The organism is Oceanobacillus longus, assembly GCF_042650085.1.
In the GTDB taxonomy this organism is placed as follows: Bacteria; Bacillota; Bacilli; order Bacillales; family Amphibacillaceae; genus Oceanobacillus; species Oceanobacillus longus.
In genome coordinates this window covers 684,429-704,238 of sequence record NZ_JBHSAO010000001.1, presented here as the reverse complement: position 1 = coordinate 704,238, position 19,810 = coordinate 684,429, and the positions used below count along the sequence as shown (strand labels likewise).

The window sequence follows — 19,810 nt, the reverse complement described above, 5'->3', positions numbered from 1 at the left end:
GTAGATGATATTTGCAGATTTATTCCAATTCCTGCTGATCTTCAACCATGTTAATTGATGTATTCTCTATTGATTTTTCAATATCTTTACTGAGGCCAAACCAATTTTTATTGGCATGGGCTGCGATTAAGAGCCAATTATCTTTCGGATGGATCCAGATTCGGCGATGCTGCCAATACATTCCTTGGATAACACCAATCATAAATATGGCTGCACCAATACTAAAGAACCATAATGTATTATCTACTCTTAGTGTAAGACCACTGACATCACGCATTTCAAAATCTTCAATTGCGAGTTTAAATTCATTCTCTCCAGTTGCATCTATATTTTTTCCAATACCAAGAAAGCTAACTTCAGGATTATCACTATCTGGAGGATAAACCATTAATACAAATGCTGGATTCCTTGGATAATTAGTTTCTGATGCTGGAATTCCATTGTCATCCATAAAATAATCCGGATAATATTGATCTATCATGACACGAAATCCATTATCGAGTTCATAGACAGACTCTGGATTCGTTAAATCAATCGTAAATGAGCCCAATGATGTTTCATCTGTATCATCTGTCTCATGAATTTTAAAGGTCATATTATGAAATTCATTCACTTGATATCCGGATTGGTATAGTGTATATCTATCGAATTTTGCTGGTTTATTCATTTGAATGGAATCTTCAAGTATTGGTTGGAGTTCAGGTTCAGCTCCTGCAACTGCAGTTTCACCAGCTTGATAGATAATGACATCAGTCTGAAAGTTACTTGGTACTACTCCTTCTTCTTGAATCGCCTGCGTAAACCGTTCATCATCTTCATCATGTGTTTCCATAATAAAGTCTTTATTCTCGATGTAGTATTTACTATTGGTACCAGGAATAACAATTTGTTCTCCTTCCCTGACCCAGACGTACTCATCTGTATACATCAGAGGGGTAGAGCGTAAAATAGCCGCAATTAGGATAATGATTAAACCAATATGGTTCACATATGGACCCCATCTGGAAAATCTTCCTTTTTCAGCAAGAATATGGCCATTTTCATTTCTGACTTTATATCCTGCCTTTTTTAGGTTATCTTGAACTGTTTCGATATCCTGTTTGGATACGTTTTCCGTTTCGCTGTATAAGCGCTGTCTGTTTAGAAACGTTTCATGACGTTGTGCTTTTTGCCTTTTTAACGCTTTATATAATGGAACAAATCTATCTAAACTACAGATAACAAGCGAAATACCGATTAAAGCAATTAAGAGGATGTACCACCAAGAACTGTATAAATTATGAAATCCCAGTTGATAATAGATAAGCCCTGTTATGCCGTAACGATCTTCATAAAAAATTGCAGGATCTCGTGATACTGCATCTGAAGGTATGTATATTTGTTGCGGAAAAATGGTTCCAACCATGGAAGCAATTAACGCAATAACAATTAACCAGACACCAACTTTAACCGAAGAGAAGAAACTCCAAGTTCTGTCGATGATCGATTTATTGTAGGTTTGTGAACGGCGTGCAGTGCCATCATATCGCATGTTGAGCAGTTTGTTACCTTCGTTTCCATCAATATGCTGATTCCCTTCTATAGGCTTTCCGCATGCTTCACATAAAACGGTGCCTTCGGGATTAATATGTCCACATTCACATTTTATTTTATTCATTTAAATCCCCCACCATTTATGATGCTTCTTCCACACTTGGCTGTATTGCTTGCAAATATCCCTCGAGTCGTTCCAATGTTAGCGCACCATTAACAACATCCTCTATTTCTCCTTCAGGATTAATAAAAAAAGTGCTTGGTATCGGACCAACTTTATATAAATCTCTGATTTCTCCCAATTTATCATGAGGGATAGCAAACGTCAGATTATATTTATCAATAAAGCGGTCAACGACTAGCTCTGTACCGTCGAGACTTACAGCAACAATTTCGACTCCTTTTTCTTTGTACTCTGGATATAATTCCTGCATGTAAGGCATCTCTGCCTCGCATGGTTTGCACCAGGTTGCCCAGAAATTCAACATTACACCTTTTCCTTCTAGATCACTCAGTTGAACGGTTTCTGCATCGTAATTATTACTGATTTGTTTAAGTTGAAAATCAGGTGCTTTATCACCAACTTGATATATCGTGTTATCCTTTTGCAAATTGGAAACAAGCGCAAAAACAACTGCAGCCACTAAGACCGCTAGGATTGCGGTTCTAAATATTAGCCGATTTCTTTTTTTCTTCTGCTTGGCCATTTTTTTCTGTTCCAGACTCAAAATTAATCACTCCCCTCGCCATTATACCATCTGAGTAAAGGGTAAATTTTGACTAATTTTTTACAATTTTAGTGCAGAGTTACGAATTTGTTTGATTTCTTTCGGCGAAAGAGGACGATATTTACCTGGCTTAAGTCCATCTAATGTTAGTGTGCCGTATCTTTCCCTTTTCAATTTCATTACAGGGTAGCCTAATTGTTCCATCATTCTTCTAACATGTCTGTTCTTACCTTCCTGTAAAGTCAATTCAATAATCATTGTATTTTTCTTTTTGTCTGTTGAAAGAACATTATAGTTTGCAGCCTTAAGCAAATCTTTTTCATCTTTAACGCCACGCTTAAGTCGTCCAAGTTCTCTCTTATCAGGTATACCTTTAATTTTAGCTACATATACTTTTTCTACGCCGTGTTTGGGATGCATTAACAGATTCGCGAAATCTCCGTCATTTGTCAAAAGTATAATTCCCGACGTATCATAATCCAGCCTGCCTACAGGAAATACTCTTTCGCTTACACCCTCCATTAAGTCAATAACAACTTTCCTACCCTTGTCATCCTTAACGCTTGAGATTACTCCCCTGGGCTTATACAACATATAATATACAGATGCTTCTTTTTCCAATGGAAATCCGTTAACTTCAACATTGTCATCTCCTGTAACCTTTGTTCCTAACTCAGTTACAACTTTACCATTTACTTTAACGTTTCCATCTATAATCAGTTGTTCTGCTTTTCTTCTGGAAGTTATTCCACTTTGAGCAATTACCTTCTGAAGTCTTTCTCCACTTGTTGTCATTATATCACCATACTTTACTTATTATTTTCTACATAATAATAGCGTTAACTTTATATTAACGCTAGTTTTATTCCCTATCCGAATACCATTTTAACAATAATGATGGATGAAAGTATAGCAATTAGGTCTGCTAAAAGGCCGACTTTCAATGCATATCTCATTTTTTTAATCCCAACTGCTCCGAAATAGACCGTTAAAACATACAAGGTGGTGTCAGTACTTCCCTGCATTGTGGATGCCAGCCTACCGATAAATGAATCCGGTCCGAATGTAGCTATTAATTCAGTAGTCATTCCCAAAGCTGCAGTTCCTGATATTGGTCTGATAAGTGCAAGTGGAATAATATCCGGTGGTATTCCAATGAAATGGAGAAATGGTGATATTAAATTAATAAACGCTTCCATTGCGCCAGAACTGCGAAGGATCGATATTGCTACAATCATGCCAACTAAAAAAGGAAGCAAAGAAAATGCCAGTTTGACACCTTCCTTTCCTCCTTCTACGAATAATTCATATGCAGGTACCTTTTTAACAAGAGCGACAGATAATACGATTAATAGAAAACAAGGGATAATCCACGTACTAATTGATGTAACCATTCCCATAATTATTTCCCCCAAGTACTTTTGTAATAGTAAAAACGATCAATTAAAATAGCACTTACTGTAGAAATACAGGTTGTCAATATGGTAGTTCCTACTATCTCTGTTGGCGAAACGGAATGATATTGCATTCGAATTGCGATTACAGTCGTTGGTACTAATGTGAGACCAGAAGTGTTTAATGCCAAAAATGTAATCATTGACCTAGAAGCAGTATCTGTTCCACTTAATTGCTTCATTTGTTCCATTGCTTTAATTCCAATGGGTGTCGCTGCATTACCTAATCCAAATAAATTAGCAGTAATATTGGATAATATGTAGCCAATTGCTGGATGGTCTTTTGGGATTTCTGGAAACAGTCGTACGATAAGTGGTCTGAATAATTTTGTGAGAGCCAGTAAAATACCTGCGCTCTCTGCAATTTTCATGATTCCGAGCCAGAATACTAAAATACTGATTAAACCAATGGAAAGTGTAACAGCTTCACCAGCACTATCAAATACTGCCTGATTCACTTCTTCCATTTTTCCGTTGAACATGGCGAATACAATTCCTACGATTGCCATACAAGCCCAAATAATATTAATCATTCTATCTTAATCCTAGTGTTTTTAGGAAAACAGATTTTAGTTGCTTACCAAAGTGACCTTCTTTTTTTATGGGCGGTTCTTTGAAAATAGTTGTCTCTAAAATTTGCTTATTGTCCAAGAAGAAAACGGTTTTTCCAATTTTCTCGTGATCTTCTATGTTTTGATCCGTCAATAGATAATTTTTAACAGACAGCAATGTACTTTCTTTAGTGGTTAAAGGATATAGAATGTGGTTCCGTAAATAACCATTTACCGTTTGGTTATTTTCATCTATTCGGTATTTAACGGACCCTTCCTCAGAAATTGATTCCATGTTGTAATTGTCAAATCCCCATTCAAACATTGAAGTATGATCCCTCCAATCATCAGGTGCATCAAGTGTCACGGCTATCAATTCCATACCATCTTTCTCAGCTGAACTTACCAATGTTCGTCCAGTCATCTTGGTATAACCGGTTTTGCCTCCTGTACAATATTCATAGAATTGAGTGAGTAATTTATTCTTATTTTGCCAAGCGTAAGACCTATTATCAGATTTGAAGCTTTCGGTAGCAGTAATTTTTTTAAACATATTGTTTTCCATCGCGTAACGCATAAGTATAGCCATATCATATGCGCTGGAAAAATGTGTATCCGAGTCAAGGCCATGTGGGTTATCAAAATGGGAATTTGTCATTCCAAGCCATTGTGCTTTTTCATTCATTAAGAAAACAAATCCTTCTTCACTTCCTCCAACATGTTCAGCAATTGCAATAGCTGCATCGTTTCCAGACCTGAGCATTAAACCGTATACAAGATCCTCTAATTTCATCTTTTCCCCTTGTTCCAGGTAAATGGAAGAACCTTCCGTATAAATCGCCTTTCTAGAAGTTTTTGCCATGTCATCCATTTTTCCGGATTCAATAGCAATAATTGCCGTCATTATTTTTGTAATGCTAGCTATATTCGCTTGCTCATTTGAATTTTTTTCAAATAGTACCCTACCAGTAGATTGTTCAATTAAAATGGCATTGTTTGCTGAGACTCCAGGCATAGCTTGTCCCACCAAGGGAAAACCGAGGTTGATTAACAACAATAGTACGAATAAGATTAAAAAACGCATTTTGTAAGCCTCCCGGAAAAGATGTCTTTATATATTATGCACGGGACTTGTTGTTATGAATAAATTTATTTACGAACAAACTTACGAAGAATGAAATGAGAAATTAGCCTTAGTAGAATTAGGGACTCTGATATACTGCTCAAGTTGACTTTGGATGAACTGTTTGTACTTAGCATTCCGATTACATCTGGACTCCAAGACTCTTTTCATTAACTTAATTTTTATCATCGTAGTTTCTATAAACTCCGAAGTAACTGCTGGTTGTTTAGTTTCTTAAAGTAACTGCTTTTCCCGCCGTCCGGGATCGCTCTAGGCGGATGCGCATCCTTAGGCACGGCCTCAGCCCCGAAGAGAAAACCGCTCTTCTGGTCTTCGGACACGTGCTATTCCCGCAGGAGTCACCGCCCACAGCGATGCCGGACTGGTGAAGCTCGGTGATATGAATTTTATAAATCACTAATGCAGTTAATATTTTGTAAGCTTAAAATCAGCTCTGGGGAAATATACGAAGACTCCAGCGGGAGGAAAGGCATCGGTGAGACCCGGAGTGCGTTAGCACGAGGGGGCTCACCAGCCGCCCGCGGAAAGCGAAGTATATTTCTCCAGAGCGGTCGCCGAAGTTACTTATTCTGTTCGCATTTTATCTCAACTGCGTAGGGTTATAAAACAACAAACATTACGTAAATAGTCTTATTGTTACCACGTTTAGCAAGGTGATTAGTAGAAACATTCTAAGTTTCTCAACTAAAAAATCCTTACAAAAAATGTAAGGATTGATTTTATTCATGGTTGCTACTCATTTCATCATTAACTCTTTCAAAAAATAAATCTGCCTCATTTGCTTCATCATCTTCTTCCGTAGATTCAGGCAATGGTGGCAGTTCTTCAAGTGAAGTTAGACCGAAATATGTAAGAAAATCTTTGCTTGTCCCAAAAAGAATAGGTCTTCCAACACTATCTTTTCGACCAATCTCTTCGATCAGTGATCTGGATAGAAGGGTTTGGACTGGTCTATCACTCTTTACTCCCCTGATTTCTTCTATTTCTGTTCTCGTTATTGGTTGCTGATAAGCTATAATAGCCAAAGATTCAAGTGCGGCCTGTGACATTCTGCTTGCTTGTGGAAGCTCCAGTAATCTTTTAAAATAATCACTGTGTTCTGGCTTCGTGGTTAAATGAAGGACTTCCTGAGATTGCATAATCATTAAACCGCGATCTTTTCGCTCATAATCATATTTCAATTCTTCAATAATATGTTGAACAGCAGAATCTGGAATATCCATTATTCTACATAGTTGTTTCATGGTAATGCCCTCATCACCGCTGGCAAAAAGAAGACCCTCAGCAATGGCTTTTAAATCATCAATTTCCACATTTATTCCTCCATACAATATATATACAATGCATCAAAATGCTTCGCTTGTTTACAGTATATTTCCTTGGATTTCATAAGCTCCAATATGGCAATAAAAGTCACTACTATATGTGTGCGTGTAGGGTAAGGAAATAATTGATCAAACTCAATTCCATTTGTTGCTTTCCGTACTTTACTTAATACATCCTGCATCCTTTCTCCTATGGGAATATCCATACGTTGGACTGTTGTATCATGTGGTTTATTCCATTTTTTTCGTTCATACATTTTTCCGAGGGCTCCAATCAAATCATAAATGGAAATATCACCTTGAACGACAGGGGATTTTTCCAGAGCTAAATCTTTGAAAACAACCGGTGGCCTCGTAAATATGCTTTTCGACTCATTTTCCATTTCTTTTAGTCTCTCCGCTGCTTCTTTAAATCTTCTGTACTCTATGAGTCGTTGCATCAATTCTTCTCTGGGGTCCTCCATATAATCCTCGTCCTGGTCTATGTCTATTTCCTGTTTAGGCAGCAGCATTTGGCTTTTAATAGCTACCAACGTCGACGCCATGACTAAGTACTCACTGGCAATATTAAGTTCCAGGCTTTGCATCGCGTGTATGTATTCCATGTATTGTTTCGTTATTTGAGCAACTGGGATATCATAAATATCAATTTCATAATGATTGATTAAATGGAGCAATAAATCAAGCGGCCCTTCAAATGCATCCAATTTCACCTGATATGCTTGATTCATTGATGTTTCATCCTTTCTTATGTTTTAAAGTAATTAAAGTTTAGTTAAGCGCCCATACAAGGAAGTAGATGATGACATAAGCTATAACGTAAGATAAATGTTACCACAAAACATTTATGTAATGAAGAAAAAGGAGGAAGTTTATAATGAGTAATAGTTATGGCGGAGGCTTTGCGTTAATTGTTGTTTTGTTCATTCTTTTGATCATCGTCGGTGCTGCTTGGTTCTAAAGTTGAACCCGTAAACTTATATAGATTGAAGTAGAGCACCAATAAACATGAAAACCAGCCCTAACAGGATAAGGGCTGGTTTTTTATTGGTTCTCACTAGTTGTGGTTTTATCTGCCACTTCTGTGCACTTGTTATAAAAATCCTCTATTTCATCTGTAGTACTGACTGCATATTTATTCTGATAATGACGTTTAACTTCATTAACCATTTTTTTGCCGATACCAGTATTCCGGTGGGAAGGGTTTACGGACACGTGCTGAATAACAGCGTTTAGACCATCTTCTATCCGCACGCCAACAGCTCCGAGTACATCTTCTTCTTTCCATAGATGAAGATGCCAATTTTCATTGGTTTCGTACTCTTTAATGGTTTGTTGCAATTTCTTAACGTCCTTTTTTTCTTCCGGCATAAAAGACAATAAACCCATTGCAATCTTTTCTAAATTTTTCTTATAACGAATTAACATAATTACCCCTCATTACTAAACACATTTGATTGGTTAAATAATCTGTATAACTCAAAAATGTCATTAACCTGTAAAAAAAGTATATATCTATTTATTGCACTATTGAGGTCTTTTGTCAAATATACATCTTTAATTACACCACATTTTACAATTGTTGACAATTTTTTAAGTAATCATACTACTTTTGAAATACCGCTTATTTTATCATCAATTTAAGAATGGTAAATCCATCGGTTTGTTTTTCATTGATTTTAAAAGGAATGATATTTACAATAGCCATCCAAATGTTAAACCAAAAGAGTAACTGTAGAAATTCACTTGGGTAAAATTCAAATGCAAAGTAACTTAACCAAGCGGTTATTGCATTGAATACCGGGCCTAGAATGGTAACCCAAACAATTTCCGAATTTTTGTATGGCTTATCCCGCTCACTCGTGGTAAAGCCACCTATAAAATAAAAAGGATAAAAGATAAATTTAATTTGGTTAAAGTTAAAAGTAAACGGTCTCTTTCCATAGCCCATAGTAAGTCGAATATAATCTGCCTTAACAATTAAGGACCCTGATACATGTCCAAGTTCATGTATCAGGGTGGTCAGTGGTGCAATGACAAATATAAGGTAGACAATTAAATACATATCCATCTAAGCTACCTTAGAATCAGCCATGATGAATGGGTTATTCTGAAACTACTTTAACTTCTTTCATCACATCGCCATTGTTCATGGATTTGGCATGCTCAATTCCGGAAGTAACCTGCCCAAAAACAGTGTGCACGCCATTTAGATGCGGCTGAGGTTCATGAACAACGAAAAATTGGCTACTGCCTGTATCTTTGCCTGCATGCGCCATAGATAAAGACCCTTCTTGATGTTTGTGAGGGTTCCCTTCTGTTTCACATTTAATCGTATAGCCTGCATTTCCTGTACCGTTACCTGTGGGACATCCACCCTGACTAACAAAACCTGGAATAACTCGGTGAAAAGTTAGGCCATCATAAAAGTTTTCATTTGCCAGTTTTTCAAAGTTAGCAACCGTATTTGGAGCTTCATTTGGATAAAGTTCAAATTCAATCTTATTTCCATTTTCCATTAAAATATATCCTGTTTTAGACATATGTACATCCCCTTGTTCATTTATTTAAGGCATCATTCATTTTATCATTAATTGTCTAGATTTGAAAGAAAGTCAGTGTAATCCTATTCATAGGATAGGTCATTTTTAACAACATCTTCAAATTTTTCCCTTTCAACGACTAACTTATCCACTCCGTCTTCCACAAAGACCACCGCAGCATTTGGCAATCGGTTATAATGGCTTGCCATCGAATAGCTGTATGCGCCAGTGGAAAAAACTGCAAGAATATCACCGTGATTAAGCTTTGGAACTGGTAGATCCCATATGAGCATATCACCGGATTCACATGCTTTTCCTGCAATCGACACTTCATTGGTCACTTTTGCATTGGGATTATTTGCAATTACTGCTTCAAACTTTGCCTGATACAGTGCAGGTCTTATATTATCAGTCATTCCCCCATCCACAGATACATATTCTCTAACACCCGGAATGTTTTTGATTGCACCAATTGTATAGAGCGTAATGCCAGCATTGCCTACGATAGATCTTCCGGGTTCGATCCAGATTTCTGGCATAGGGATTTGTAATGCTTCTGAATGTTTCTTAACTGCTTCAACACTAACTCTTACATAATCACTGTGCGGTAATGGGTCATCATCTTTTGTATAGCGAATCCCAAAACCTCCACCCAAATTAAGTACTTCGGGAACAAAATCATATTCAGAATACCAGTTAGAGAGTTCATCAAACAAAATATCTACTGCTACCCGAAAGCCTTCTGTTTCAAAAATCTGAGAACCTATATGGCAGTGTAGTCCTTTTAGGTTAATGGTATCGTGTTGGTTAAGCAGGTTAAATGCTTCTTTAGCTTGTCCGTTTTGCAGATTAAAGCCAAATTTGGAATCTTCATTTCCAGTCATAATATACTGATGTGTTTTTAGCTCAATACCGGGAGTAACGCGTAAAAGTACATCAATCGTTTTATTTTGCCTTGTTAACTCTTCTTCGATTAATTTAATATCAAGGAGATTATCTATAACGATACATCCAATATTATTTTCAATTGCCATCTTTATTTCTTGATGACTTTTGTTATTTCCATGCATATGGATTCGTTCTCTTGGAAAATCTGCTTTCAATGCTGTATATAATTCGCCCTCGGAAATGACATCTAGGCAGAGGTTTTCCTGTTTTGCAACTTGAAGCATGGCAATGGTGGAAAAGGCTTTGCTTGCATATGCCACTTTTGCTTTCACATTCATTTCTTTGAATGTATTAACAAACGCCCTGGCATTCTGGCGGATAATGGAAACGTCATAGACATAAAGCGGTGTTCCATATCTTTCAGCAAGTTCTAATGTATCCATTCCACCTATTTCAAGATGGCCGTTACGATTAACTTGAAATGGATGATGATCGATTATCATAATATTTTGTTCCCCCACTATGTTGTTTGAAATAATAAAAATACTTTACCATATTAAAGTTAAAAACGAAAGAGCTAACTATCGTTAGCTCATTTTGTCGGTTGTCTATAATTATTCCGAGGATGAACAATGCTAGGTCTACTATTTGTATATGGAACCGGTATTCTTAAGATAATATGAAGCATTGCTTTCGCATTAAAAGGTAAGAAAGGCCATAAGTATGGTGTTTTAAGTGATTTTATATTAACCAAAAATAAGATGCTTACTACCAATCCTATAACGAATCCAGTCAATTCAAATAATCCGACAAATAATACAAAAAAGATATTCATTAATTTATTTGCAACACTCAGTTCGTAGCTTGGGGTTACATAAGAACCTATTGCACTTATTGAAACATATAGAATGACCTCAGGTGAAAACAATCCAACATCAATAGCTATTTGGCCAATTAGTACTGCTGCAATTAATCCCATAGCTGTGGATAAAGGGGTAGGTGTGTGAATGGCAGCCATTCTTAAGAATTCGATACCAAAAATTGCAAGTATAATCTGAAAGGATATCGGTACATTTCCTTCCTCATTCGGCCCGATAAAACTGAGCTCTGATGGGAGCAAAGTTGGATCAAGTGCAAATAAAAGCCATAATGGCAGTAAGTACATGGAAGCGAAAACAGCCAAGTATCTAATAAAACGAATGAATGTTCCAATGGATGGCGCCTGTCTGTATTCTTCAGCATGCTGCAAATGATGGAAGAAAGTAGTTGGAAGAATAATGGCACTTGGTGAAGTATCCACAAAAATCAGCACATGTCCTTCTAGTAAATGACTAGCAGCTACATCTGGCCTTTCCGTATAACGAACAAGTGGATAGGCATTCCATTTACGATTAATGATATATTCTTCGATTGTTTTTTCTGCCATCGTAATCCCATCGACTTCGATAGCTTCTATTTGTTCTTTAATTAAATCAATCAGACCATCGTCAGCTATATCCTGTAAATAACTGATGCAAACGTCAGTCTTTGAACGTTCTCCTACTTTCATCATTTCATTGCGCAGCCTTTCATCACGTAATCTTCTGCGCGTTAAAGCAGTGTTTTCAATGATATTTTCAGTGAAACCATCTCTTGATCCTCGAATGACTTTTTCTGTATCAGGTTCCTCTGGGCTTCTTCCTGGATAGCTTCTGACATCCACGATTTGTGCATACTTTTCGCCATCGATAAAAACTCCGATTAAACCAGAAAGAATTTCATCTGCTGCTTCATCCATTGTTTTTACGGCCTTTACTTGCTGATGTACCAAACGGTTTTCGATTATTTCTGGGAGTTTTCGTGTATTGGTTTCCACATCGTTAATTTCAACTAGCTTTTTTAGCAATTCTTGTATTACAGAAGAATCACATAATCCGGTAACATAGTAAATCTGAACTTTTTGCTTCAGAATAATTAGTTCCCGGAAGCCAATATCAAAAGAACTTCCCATTCCAAGTTTTTCTTCCATATATGCATGATTATCCTGAATACTGGCGGAGATGATATGGTTACTTTTTGTTTTTGGCATTCTCTTACCCCCATCGTTTTACCTTACAAAATAAGTCCACTGAAATAAAGAACCGAAAATTTTTCCAAACACGATTGCCATTAATAAGAGTAATAAATAATTTTCCATATGGATTCTTCTGGATAAAATTGGAAATACATTCAGTACTTCAGTAAGAGCAGCTGCCAACATCCCATTGAAGATTCCATGCAATATTCCCCAGATCATTAATGCAAAAACAGGCTGCTTTAGAGAAACATCTGCAAAGGAGAAGTAAGTCCCAATCATTAGTCCCAGCATAACACTTGCACTGTATACCTTTATAAGTGGTTCTGTCTTACTTAATTGAATCAATCTTGGAATAATACCCAATACAGTAATAAACGCAACAAACCCTGCTCCAACAGCGAGACCTCCGCTAAAACCAATGAGAATCTGAACGAGGTTAATCAAAAGAGTTTGTATCATTTTAGCTTATTTTCATGTTGATTTAAGTAATTGTTAAGATCCTGCTGGTAATTGTATATTTCGACTTCTAGTGGACTGGGTTCTTCATTAAATCTTCTATTGAACCAATGGTTGAAAAACAGCAGAGTTCCGATGCCTAAACCAAAGGAGTATGGTATTTGAATCCATAATGGAAATTCATTTTCTTTACCAGTGAGTATAAAATGCAACTTTTGTTGTACCTCCTGCATACTAACATCGTAATGAAAATTCATAATCGTCATGGCTGTCCCAATGAAAAGCAATAACCATACAAAAGCTGCAATCCAAACATTGACCGGCTTTTTTTTCTCGATGATTTGAATAATCGTCTGTTCGGGCCCTAAAAGTTGAATATCTATACCCTGATTCAGAGCAGTTAAATGATCAATAATCAGGAAACTATCTATGATTACAATGTTTTTATCCTTCTTTGTAATCCGATAAATTGAAGTTTCCATAAGTTTCTTTTTATATTCCGGTGCAGCGGAAATATATGCAATATCTTTAAGATACACTTGCCTACGTATGCTTAATTCGATTCTTTTTTTCATGCGAAGATAAATAATTTCTGTCACGGAAAAAACTTCCTTTACAATCAGACTGTTAATAGTAGTATTTGCAGAAGGAGAAATTTTATCATTTAAAAGCAAAAAAAATCATCACAACTGTGATGATTCGTCATTTATTGGTATATTAAAAGGAAGAATAAAATATGGACTAGGTGGAGTCCATATTTTTCTTCATATCCTCTAATATTTTCTTTTCAAGACGGGAAACTTGTACTTGTGATATCCCCAATCTGTCAGCTACTTCTGTCTGCGTTTGATCTTTATAGTACCTTAAGTATACAATTAATCTCTCTCTTTCGGTTAAACTTCTAATCGCTTCCTGTAAAGTCAGCTTATCAAACCATTTAGAATCCTGATCAGCGATCTGGTCCAGTAATGTGATTGGGTCTCCATCATTTTCAAAAACCGTTTCATATATCGATTGTGGAGACTTTGCAGCTTCTTGTGCATGTACAACTTCTTCTGGTGATATTTCCAGTGCATTTGCTAATTCTGTAACTGTGGGAGATCTCCCGTACTCTTTTGTTAGTTCATCCCTTTTCCTACGTATCTTATTTCCGGTTTCTTTCAAAGAACGACTGACTTTAACACTGCCATCATCCCTAATAAAACGTTGTATTTCTCCGATAATCATCGGTACAGCATAGGTGGAAAAACGAACATCATAGGAAAGGTCAAATTTATCGATGGATTTAATTAAGCCGATACTTCCAATCTGAAATAAATCGTCTGGATCATATCCTCGATTAATAAATCGTTGAACAACAGACCAAACGAGTCGAATATTCTTTTCTACTAAAATATCTCGTGCTTCTTTATCTCCCTGTTGGCTTTTGAATATATAGTCCTTTACTTGTTCATCCGACAACTGTTCCTTCTGACGAGTTTTTTTAACGTTTACTTTCATGGCAGCATCCTCAGTTATAAACTGTTTTCGTTTTGGAAAGCTGCTTTGTCATATAAACGGTAGTCCCCTTGTCAGGGGATGAAATGACTTCAACAGAATCCATAAAATTTTCAATGATGGTAAATCCCATTCCTGATCTTTCCATTTCAGGTTTGGACGTGTATAAGGGTTGACGAGCTTCTGAGATATCTCTAATCCCGATACCGTGGTCTTTGATGGTTAACTCAATTTCCCCATCTTGCAGAATGCAGGTTATGAAAATTTTATGATTTGCTTCGTTGTTGTATCCATGAATGATGGAATTTGTCACTGCTTCAGAAACGACGGTTTTTATTTCCGTTAATTCATCCATCGTCGGATCAAGCTGTGTTATAAATGAAGCGACTGTTACTCTGGCGAAAGCTTCGTTTTCACTTACACTGGAAAATTCCAAAGACATTTCATTCTTCATGACGCCACCCCCAAAGTCGCTAAGGCAAATTCCTCATTCTCCTCCAACCTCACAATCTTAAATAGACCAGACATTTCGAATAATCGTTTCACTGGAGGAGAGATCGAACAAACAACCATCTCTCCTCCTAATTGAATAACTTCCTTATACCTTCCCAGTACGACTCCAAGCCCGGAACTGTCCATAAATGAAACGTCTTCTAAATTTAAAATAATATGTTTTACGGGATTGGAATAAAGCATATCTTTCCATTGATTTCGTAATGCCTCTGATTCGTGATGATCCAATTCACCGGAAAGTCTTACGATTAAGACATCCCCTTTTACATCGAACATTGAATGTAGTCCCATGTATCTTCCTCCTCTATAAGAACTGTCATACATCTATTTCTTCATTTGGAGGTCAAAATCCTGCTATACAACAAAAGAAGTGGTCAATCGGTAAAATTAGAAGTAATCAGCGGATTTTCGCCATTTCTTGCATGGTTCTTTTTAATAAAGTTAAATAGGAAGCCTTTTCCACGTCTTCCTCAACCGTCAGTGGAACTTCTGATAGGATTTTTTCACCATCTTTTACATAAAGTTTACCGACTTCTTCCCCTTTTTTAACTGGCAGATCCCATTCTTCCTCAAGTACAATCTCAGTCGTGATATCCTTTTCCGTTTCCCCTTTTTTGTGAAGCGTACTTACGGATTGATTGGATACAATGTCAATACTTCGCTTCTTCGATTTTAATAATTGTACTTCTGTTATTTTTTCATCTTTATCAAACAACTTATTGGTTTCAAATTGGTTAAATGCGTAATCCAGTAAACCAGATACAATTGCATTTCTTTCCTTAGGTGTCTCCGCACCCATAACAACAGCTATCACTCGCATGTCATTTCTTTTTGCAGTAGCGGTCAGACAATATTTTGCTTCATTCGTATAGCCTGTTTTCAATCCATCGACATCTGGATAGAAACGGACAAGTTTATTCGTGTTTACTAGCCAAAACTCATTGTCCTGCCCTTTTCTTAAATAATCCTCATATACAGAAGTATATTCCGTTATGGTTTCATATTTTAATAATTCATTTGCAATAATGGCCATATCATAGGCGGTACTGTAATGATCTTCAGCAGGCAGTCCGGTTGTATTCTGAAACTTCGTATTTTCTAAATTCAGTTCCTTTACTTTCTTGTTCATCTCTTCTACAAAGGACTCTTCACTTCCGGAAATTCTTTCTGCAAGTGCGACGCTGGCGTCATTTCCGGAAGCTATTGCAACCCCTTTAAGGAGATCATTTACTGACATTTCTTCTCCGGCCTCCAAGAATATTTGTGATCCACCCATAGATGCAGCACGGTCACTAACACGAATCATCTCTTCCTTGTTAAGCTTGCCTTCCTCCAATGCTTCCATGATTAGAAGTAAGGTCATTATTTTTGTCATGCTGGCTGGTGGAAGTTGCTCTTGATCATTTTTGTTAAAAAGTATTTCTCCGGTATCCTGTTCAAGTAAAATAGCTGATTTCGCCTCTTCGGCAAGTTTTAATGCATTATTATTTTCCTCTGCAAAGACAGAAAAAGGCACAGTAATAGCAATGACGAACATTAACGTAAAGAATGTTATATATTTTTTCATAGTTATACCTCCAGCAATCAATATAATGTAAGGATTGCCTGATATTGGTATTTTAATACCCGGAAAAGAAAGAAAAAGAGAAAAAAAGCACACGTATGTGTGCTTGTAGTATGAAAGTATAAAACTTTCTTATCTGCATAAGTGCAACTAAGGCACTCCCCCACTGGTTTGGCGAATGCCTTAGTTTTCTAAGTGATTGGTTATTCTGTTATTGTGTCATAAATTAAGGATGGCGCGTTAACATTGCCTTGTGTTATAGCGATACTTTGGTATAGTTTTTCTTTTACTTCTTCCACCGTCTCCCGATTGGAATGAATAGTCAGTAGTGCTTCACCTTCTGTTACAGAATCACCAATCTTTTTATGAAGAACGATTCCAACACTTAAATCGATTTCGGAATCTTTTGTAGCTCTCCCAGCTCCAAGCATCATTGCAGCAGTACCAAGTTCATCTGCAATAATAGTAGACACTTTCCCGGAAGTCTTTGCTGGCAATTCAATTTGGTAAGCGGCCTGGGGCAATAGTTCAGGATTGTCTGCTACGCTGGCATCGCCGCCTTGAGATTCCAAAAACTGTTTAAATTTATTGAAGGCCTCACCGTTTTTAAGATTTGCTTCTAATAATTCTTTTGCATCTTTAAGACTCTCCGCTTTTTTAGCTACTACAACCATTTGACTTCCTAAGGTAAGGCAAAGCTCTGTCAAGTCATCAGGACCTTTACCTTGAAGTGTGTCAATGGCTTCTTTAACCTCTAGTGCATTCCCAATTGCAAAACCTAATGGCTGACTCATATCCGAAATAACGGCCATCGTATTTCTTCCTACCTGATTTCCTATGGAAACCATTGCATGAGCCAGTTCTTTTGCATCAGTAAGATCTTTCATAAACGCACCAGCACCTGTTTTGACATCAAGTACAATCCCGTCAGCTCCAGATGCAATTTTTTTACTCATTATGGAGCTGGCTATGAGTGGTATGGAGTTAACTGTAGCAGTAACATCTCGTAAACTGTATAATTTTTTATCAGCTGGGGTTAAATTTCCTGATTGTCCAATGACAGCAACTTTATTCTTATTTACAAGTTTGATGAATTCATCATTGGATATTTCCACATGGAAACCAGGGACAGATTCTAACTTATCAATCGTTCCTCCAGTATGACCAAGCCCTCGGCCACTCATTTTAGCTAAAGGAACACCAACAGATGCAACAAGTGGAGCTAGGATTAATGTTGTCGTATCACCTACACCACCAGTGGAGTGCTTGTCCACTTTGATTCCCTCGATAGCTGAAAGGTCTATCTGGTCACCCGATTCCACCATTGCAGTTGTCAGGTTAGCCCGTTCATCATCAGTCATATCTTGAAAATAAATCGCCATTAATAATGCACTGATTTGATAATCAGGTATTGCGTCCTCCGTATAGCCGTCAATAAAGAATTTAATTTCTTCTTTTGTTAATTCTTTCCCATTTCTCTTTTTCTCGATGATGTCATACATTCTCATTTAAATCACCTCATTTAGGTTATTAAGTTTATCGTAATGTGCTAATGATTTCCTTTACAAATTTCAGGAAGTTTTCCCGTACTCTTTCGGTAGTTTCAATTACTTCGTGATGTGTAAGAGGCTGGTCTAGTATTCCTGCAGCCATATTTGAAATACACGATATTCCAAGGACACGGATTCCTGTATGTCTACTTACAATAACTTCAGGAACCGTAGACATCCCAACTGCGTCACCACCAAGTAACCTTAGCATTCTTACTTCAACAGGAGTTTCATAAGAAGGGCCTGTATTGCCTACATAAATGCCTTTTTGAACGGAAATACCAATCTTATTTGCACATTCCTCTGCATGTTGAATTAATTCTCTGTCATAGCTTTGGGACATATCCGGAAATCGCGATCCCAGTTCTTCATCATTTTTACCAATCAATGGATTATCTCCCATATTGTTAATATGATCGGTTATCAGCATTAAATCACCCGGGTTAAAGCTTTCATTAATGCCACCTGCTGCATTCGTAACTATAATGGATTCAATACCAAGATCTTTCATTACACGAATTGGAAACGTGACTTGCTCCATCGAATAGCCTTCATAATAATGAAAACGACCCTGCATTGCGATAACATGTTGACCTTCCAATGTTCCTATTACAAGCTGCCCTTTATGCCCAGATACCGTTGATTCTGGAAAATGTGGTATTTCTGAATACGGGATTATAACCGGATTCTCAATCTCATCCCCTAGGACCCCAAGTCCTGAACCTAAGATTAGGCCGATGGATGGAGTTTCCTTTAGTTGTTTTTTTACATAACTACTTGCTTCTGAAATTACTGATTGATTCATTCTATTTCCGTCCCCTCTACTTGATATCTTTCATAAAACTTTTTCCGTATTCAGGTAGTGCAATATTGAAATTATCAGCAATCGTTGCTCCAATATCTGCAAATGTATTTCTTACTGGAATCTCATTACCTTCAGTTACATTGACATGATGTATGATTAACGGTACGTATTCTCTCGTATGGTCTGTACCAGGATGAACTGGGTCGTTTCCATGGTCTGCTGTAATAATTAAGAGGTCGTCCTCCTTTAATTTTTGCAGTACTTCAGGGAGTCTAACATCAAATTCCTGCAGTGCATGACCATAGCCTATCGGATCTCTGCGGTGACCAAATTTTGCATCAAAATCAACAAGGTTCAAAAAACTGATCCCAGTAAAATCATCGTCCATTGATTGTGCAAGCTTTGTCATACCATCATTATTGTCGGTTGTACGAATAGCTCTTGTTACTCCTTCACCATCATAAATATCAGAGATCTTTCCAATTGCAATGACGTCATAATTATTATCTTCCAGTTCATTCATCACCGTTCTTCCAAATGGTTTTAGTGCATAATCGTGACGATTGGACGTACGTTCGAATTCCCCGGGATTACCAATAAATGGACGAGCAATGACACGACCTACCATGTATTTTTCATCTAGTGTAAGCTCTCTGGCAATTTCACAGATTCGGTACTGTTCTTCAATAGGTACAATCTCTTCGTGTGCAGCAATTTGCAGAACAGAATCTGCAGATGTATAAACGATCAATGCTCCAGTTTTCATATGCTCTTCGCCGAGTTCGTCCAATATTTCAGTTCCAGAAGCAGGTTTATTTCCGATTATTTTTCGTCCAGTTCTGTCTTCTAGTTCATTTAGTAATTCATCTGGAAACCCGTCCGGAAAAGTGCGGAATGGTTGACTAATATTTAGCCCCATAATTTCCCAGTGGCCTGTCATTGTATCCTTTCCGTTCGATGCTTCCTGCATTTTTGTGTAAAAGGCTTTTGGATTCACCGCTTTTTCAATGCCTTTTATTTCTCTTATATTACTTAAACCAAGTTGTGCCATGTTTGGCATGGTTAACCCATTCATATGTTCAGCAATATGTCCTAATGTATCAGCACCAATATCATTGAATACATCTGCATCGGGGGCTTCTCCAATTCCTACTGAATCCATGACAACCAAAAATATACGTTTGTATTTTTTCATTTTAAATC

At 37.1% G+C, this 19,810-nt stretch carries 23 protein-coding genes; 1 reads left to right on the top strand and 22 read right to left on the bottom strand.

Translation table 11 applies throughout. The annotated features are described in order from the left end of the window. Window positions 1-19 precede the first annotated feature (19 nt). From resB to ACFOUV_RS03595, 8 genes are all read right to left on the bottom strand, one after another. Window positions 20-1,657, bottom strand: a complete 1,638-nt coding sequence (gene resB, locus ACFOUV_RS03630) for a cytochrome c biogenesis protein ResB (protein WP_379495394.1) — start codon at window positions 1,655-1,657, stop codon at window positions 20-22. Window positions 1,658-1,673: 16 nt separating this feature from the next. Then, window positions 1,674-2,261 (bottom strand): thiol-disulfide oxidoreductase ResA, encoded by a 588-nt coding sequence (gene resA, locus ACFOUV_RS03625; protein WP_379495393.1) that lies wholly within the window; start codon window positions 2,259-2,261, stop codon window positions 1,674-1,676. 60 nt (window positions 2,262-2,321) lie between these two features. After that, on the bottom strand, window positions 2,322-3,056 hold the full coding sequence (locus ACFOUV_RS03620; RefSeq protein ID WP_379495392.1) for a pseudouridine synthase: 735 nt from the start codon (window positions 3,054-3,056) through the stop codon (window positions 2,322-2,324). A gap of 74 nt (window positions 3,057-3,130) precedes the next feature. Beyond that, window positions 3,131-3,661 (bottom strand): spore maturation protein, encoded by a 531-nt coding sequence (locus tag ACFOUV_RS03615; RefSeq protein WP_379495391.1) that lies wholly within the window; start codon window positions 3,659-3,661, stop codon window positions 3,131-3,133. A 2-nt stretch (window positions 3,662-3,663) separates the two neighbouring features. After that, window positions 3,664-4,248, bottom strand: a complete 585-nt coding sequence (locus ACFOUV_RS03610) for a nucleoside recognition domain-containing protein (RefSeq protein WP_379495390.1) — start codon at window positions 4,246-4,248, stop codon at window positions 3,664-3,666. A gap of 1 nt (window position 4,249) precedes the next feature. After that, a complete protein-coding gene (locus ACFOUV_RS03605; RefSeq protein ID WP_379495389.1) occupies window positions 4,250-5,350 on the bottom strand; it encodes a D-alanyl-D-alanine carboxypeptidase family protein in 1,101 nt (366 codons plus the stop codon). A gap of 779 nt (window positions 5,351-6,129) precedes the next feature. Then, window positions 6,130-6,723, bottom strand: coding sequence for an SMC-Scp complex subunit ScpB (gene scpB / locus ACFOUV_RS03600; protein ID WP_379495388.1), 594 nt, complete (start codon window positions 6,721-6,723; stop codon window positions 6,130-6,132). Window positions 6,724-6,725: 2 nt separating this feature from the next. After that, complete coding sequence (locus tag ACFOUV_RS03595; RefSeq protein ID WP_379495387.1) at window positions 6,726-7,466, bottom strand: segregation/condensation protein A; 741 nt, start codon at window positions 7,464-7,466, stop codon at window positions 6,726-6,728. A gap of 146 nt (window positions 7,467-7,612) precedes the next feature. Here ACFOUV_RS03595 and ACFOUV_RS03590 point away from each other — a divergent pair, with 146 nt between their 5' ends. Then, window positions 7,613-7,696: a YjcZ family sporulation protein gene (locus ACFOUV_RS03590; protein WP_044476913.1), complete on the top strand. Its 84-nt coding sequence runs from the start codon at window positions 7,613-7,615 to the stop codon at window positions 7,694-7,696. Between the two features lie 83 nt (window positions 7,697-7,779). Here the strand turns inward: ACFOUV_RS03590 and ACFOUV_RS03585 are convergent, their stop codons facing one another. The 14 genes from ACFOUV_RS03585 to deoB all read right to left on the bottom strand — a co-directional run bounded on the left by ACFOUV_RS03585 (window position 7,780) and on the right by deoB (window position 19,802). Then, on the bottom strand, window positions 7,780-8,163 hold the full coding sequence (locus ACFOUV_RS03585; RefSeq protein WP_379495386.1) for a GNAT family N-acetyltransferase: 384 nt from the start codon (window positions 8,161-8,163) through the stop codon (window positions 7,780-7,782). A 196-nt stretch (window positions 8,164-8,359) separates the two neighbouring features. Then, window positions 8,360-8,806: a site-2 protease family protein gene (locus ACFOUV_RS03580; protein ID WP_379495385.1), complete on the bottom strand. Its 447-nt coding sequence runs from the start codon at window positions 8,804-8,806 to the stop codon at window positions 8,360-8,362. A 34-nt stretch (window positions 8,807-8,840) separates the two neighbouring features. Beyond that, the gene (locus ACFOUV_RS03575; protein ID WP_379495384.1) at window positions 8,841-9,278 is read right to left on the bottom strand and encodes a peptidylprolyl isomerase; all 438 of its coding nucleotides are present in this window, start codon (window positions 9,276-9,278) and stop codon (window positions 8,841-8,843) included. An 83-nt stretch (window positions 9,279-9,361) separates the two neighbouring features. Next, window positions 9,362-10,669 (bottom strand): diaminopimelate decarboxylase, encoded by a 1,308-nt coding sequence (lysA, locus tag ACFOUV_RS03570; RefSeq protein WP_379495383.1) that lies wholly within the window; start codon window positions 10,667-10,669, stop codon window positions 9,362-9,364. An 89-nt stretch (window positions 10,670-10,758) separates the two neighbouring features. Continuing rightward, a complete protein-coding gene (locus ACFOUV_RS03565) occupies window positions 10,759-12,234 on the bottom strand; it encodes a spore germination protein (protein ID WP_379495382.1) in 1,476 nt (491 codons plus the stop codon). A gap of 18 nt (window positions 12,235-12,252) precedes the next feature. Beyond that, window positions 12,253-12,681 carry a stage V sporulation protein AB gene (locus tag ACFOUV_RS03560; protein ID WP_379495381.1) on the bottom strand — a complete coding sequence of 143 codons (429 nt, stop codon included), beginning with the start codon at window positions 12,679-12,681 and terminating at the stop codon, window positions 12,253-12,255. After that, window positions 12,678-13,277: a stage V sporulation protein AA gene (locus tag ACFOUV_RS03555; protein WP_379495380.1), complete on the bottom strand. Its 600-nt coding sequence runs from the start codon at window positions 13,275-13,277 to the stop codon at window positions 12,678-12,680. The genes ACFOUV_RS03560 and ACFOUV_RS03555 overlap by 4 nt, the downstream gene beginning before the upstream one ends. Before the next feature lie 142 nt (window positions 13,278-13,419). Then, window positions 13,420-14,178 carry an RNA polymerase sporulation sigma factor SigF gene (gene sigF / locus ACFOUV_RS03550; RefSeq protein ID WP_379495379.1) on the bottom strand — a complete coding sequence of 253 codons (759 nt, stop codon included), beginning with the start codon at window positions 14,176-14,178 and terminating at the stop codon, window positions 13,420-13,422. 10 nt (window positions 14,179-14,188) lie between these two features. Continuing rightward, entirely contained in the window at window positions 14,189-14,629 is a 441-nt protein-coding gene (gene spoIIAB, locus ACFOUV_RS03545; RefSeq protein WP_379495378.1) for an anti-sigma F factor, read from the bottom strand. Beyond that, window positions 14,626-14,979 carry an anti-sigma F factor antagonist gene (spoIIAA, locus tag ACFOUV_RS03540; RefSeq protein WP_379495377.1) on the bottom strand — a complete coding sequence of 118 codons (354 nt, stop codon included), beginning with the start codon at window positions 14,977-14,979 and terminating at the stop codon, window positions 14,626-14,628. Before spoIIAA ends, spoIIAB begins: the two co-directional genes overlap by 4 nt. 106 nt (window positions 14,980-15,085) lie before the next feature. Continuing rightward, complete coding sequence (locus tag ACFOUV_RS03535; RefSeq protein ID WP_379495376.1) at window positions 15,086-16,255, bottom strand: D-alanyl-D-alanine carboxypeptidase family protein; 1,170 nt, start codon at window positions 16,253-16,255, stop codon at window positions 15,086-15,088. 200 nt (window positions 16,256-16,455) lie between these two features. After that, window positions 16,456-17,760 carry a pyrimidine-nucleoside phosphorylase gene (locus ACFOUV_RS03530; protein WP_379495375.1) on the bottom strand — a complete coding sequence of 435 codons (1,305 nt, stop codon included), beginning with the start codon at window positions 17,758-17,760 and terminating at the stop codon, window positions 16,456-16,458. Between the two features lie 28 nt (window positions 17,761-17,788). Beyond that, on the bottom strand, window positions 17,789-18,607 hold the full coding sequence (locus ACFOUV_RS03525) for a purine-nucleoside phosphorylase (RefSeq protein WP_379495374.1): 819 nt from the start codon (window positions 18,605-18,607) through the stop codon (window positions 17,789-17,791). 16 nt (window positions 18,608-18,623) lie between these two features. Beyond that, a complete protein-coding gene (gene deoB, locus ACFOUV_RS03520; RefSeq protein ID WP_379495373.1) occupies window positions 18,624-19,802 on the bottom strand; it encodes a phosphopentomutase in 1,179 nt (392 codons plus the stop codon). Between the last annotated feature and the right edge of the window lie 8 nt (window positions 19,803-19,810).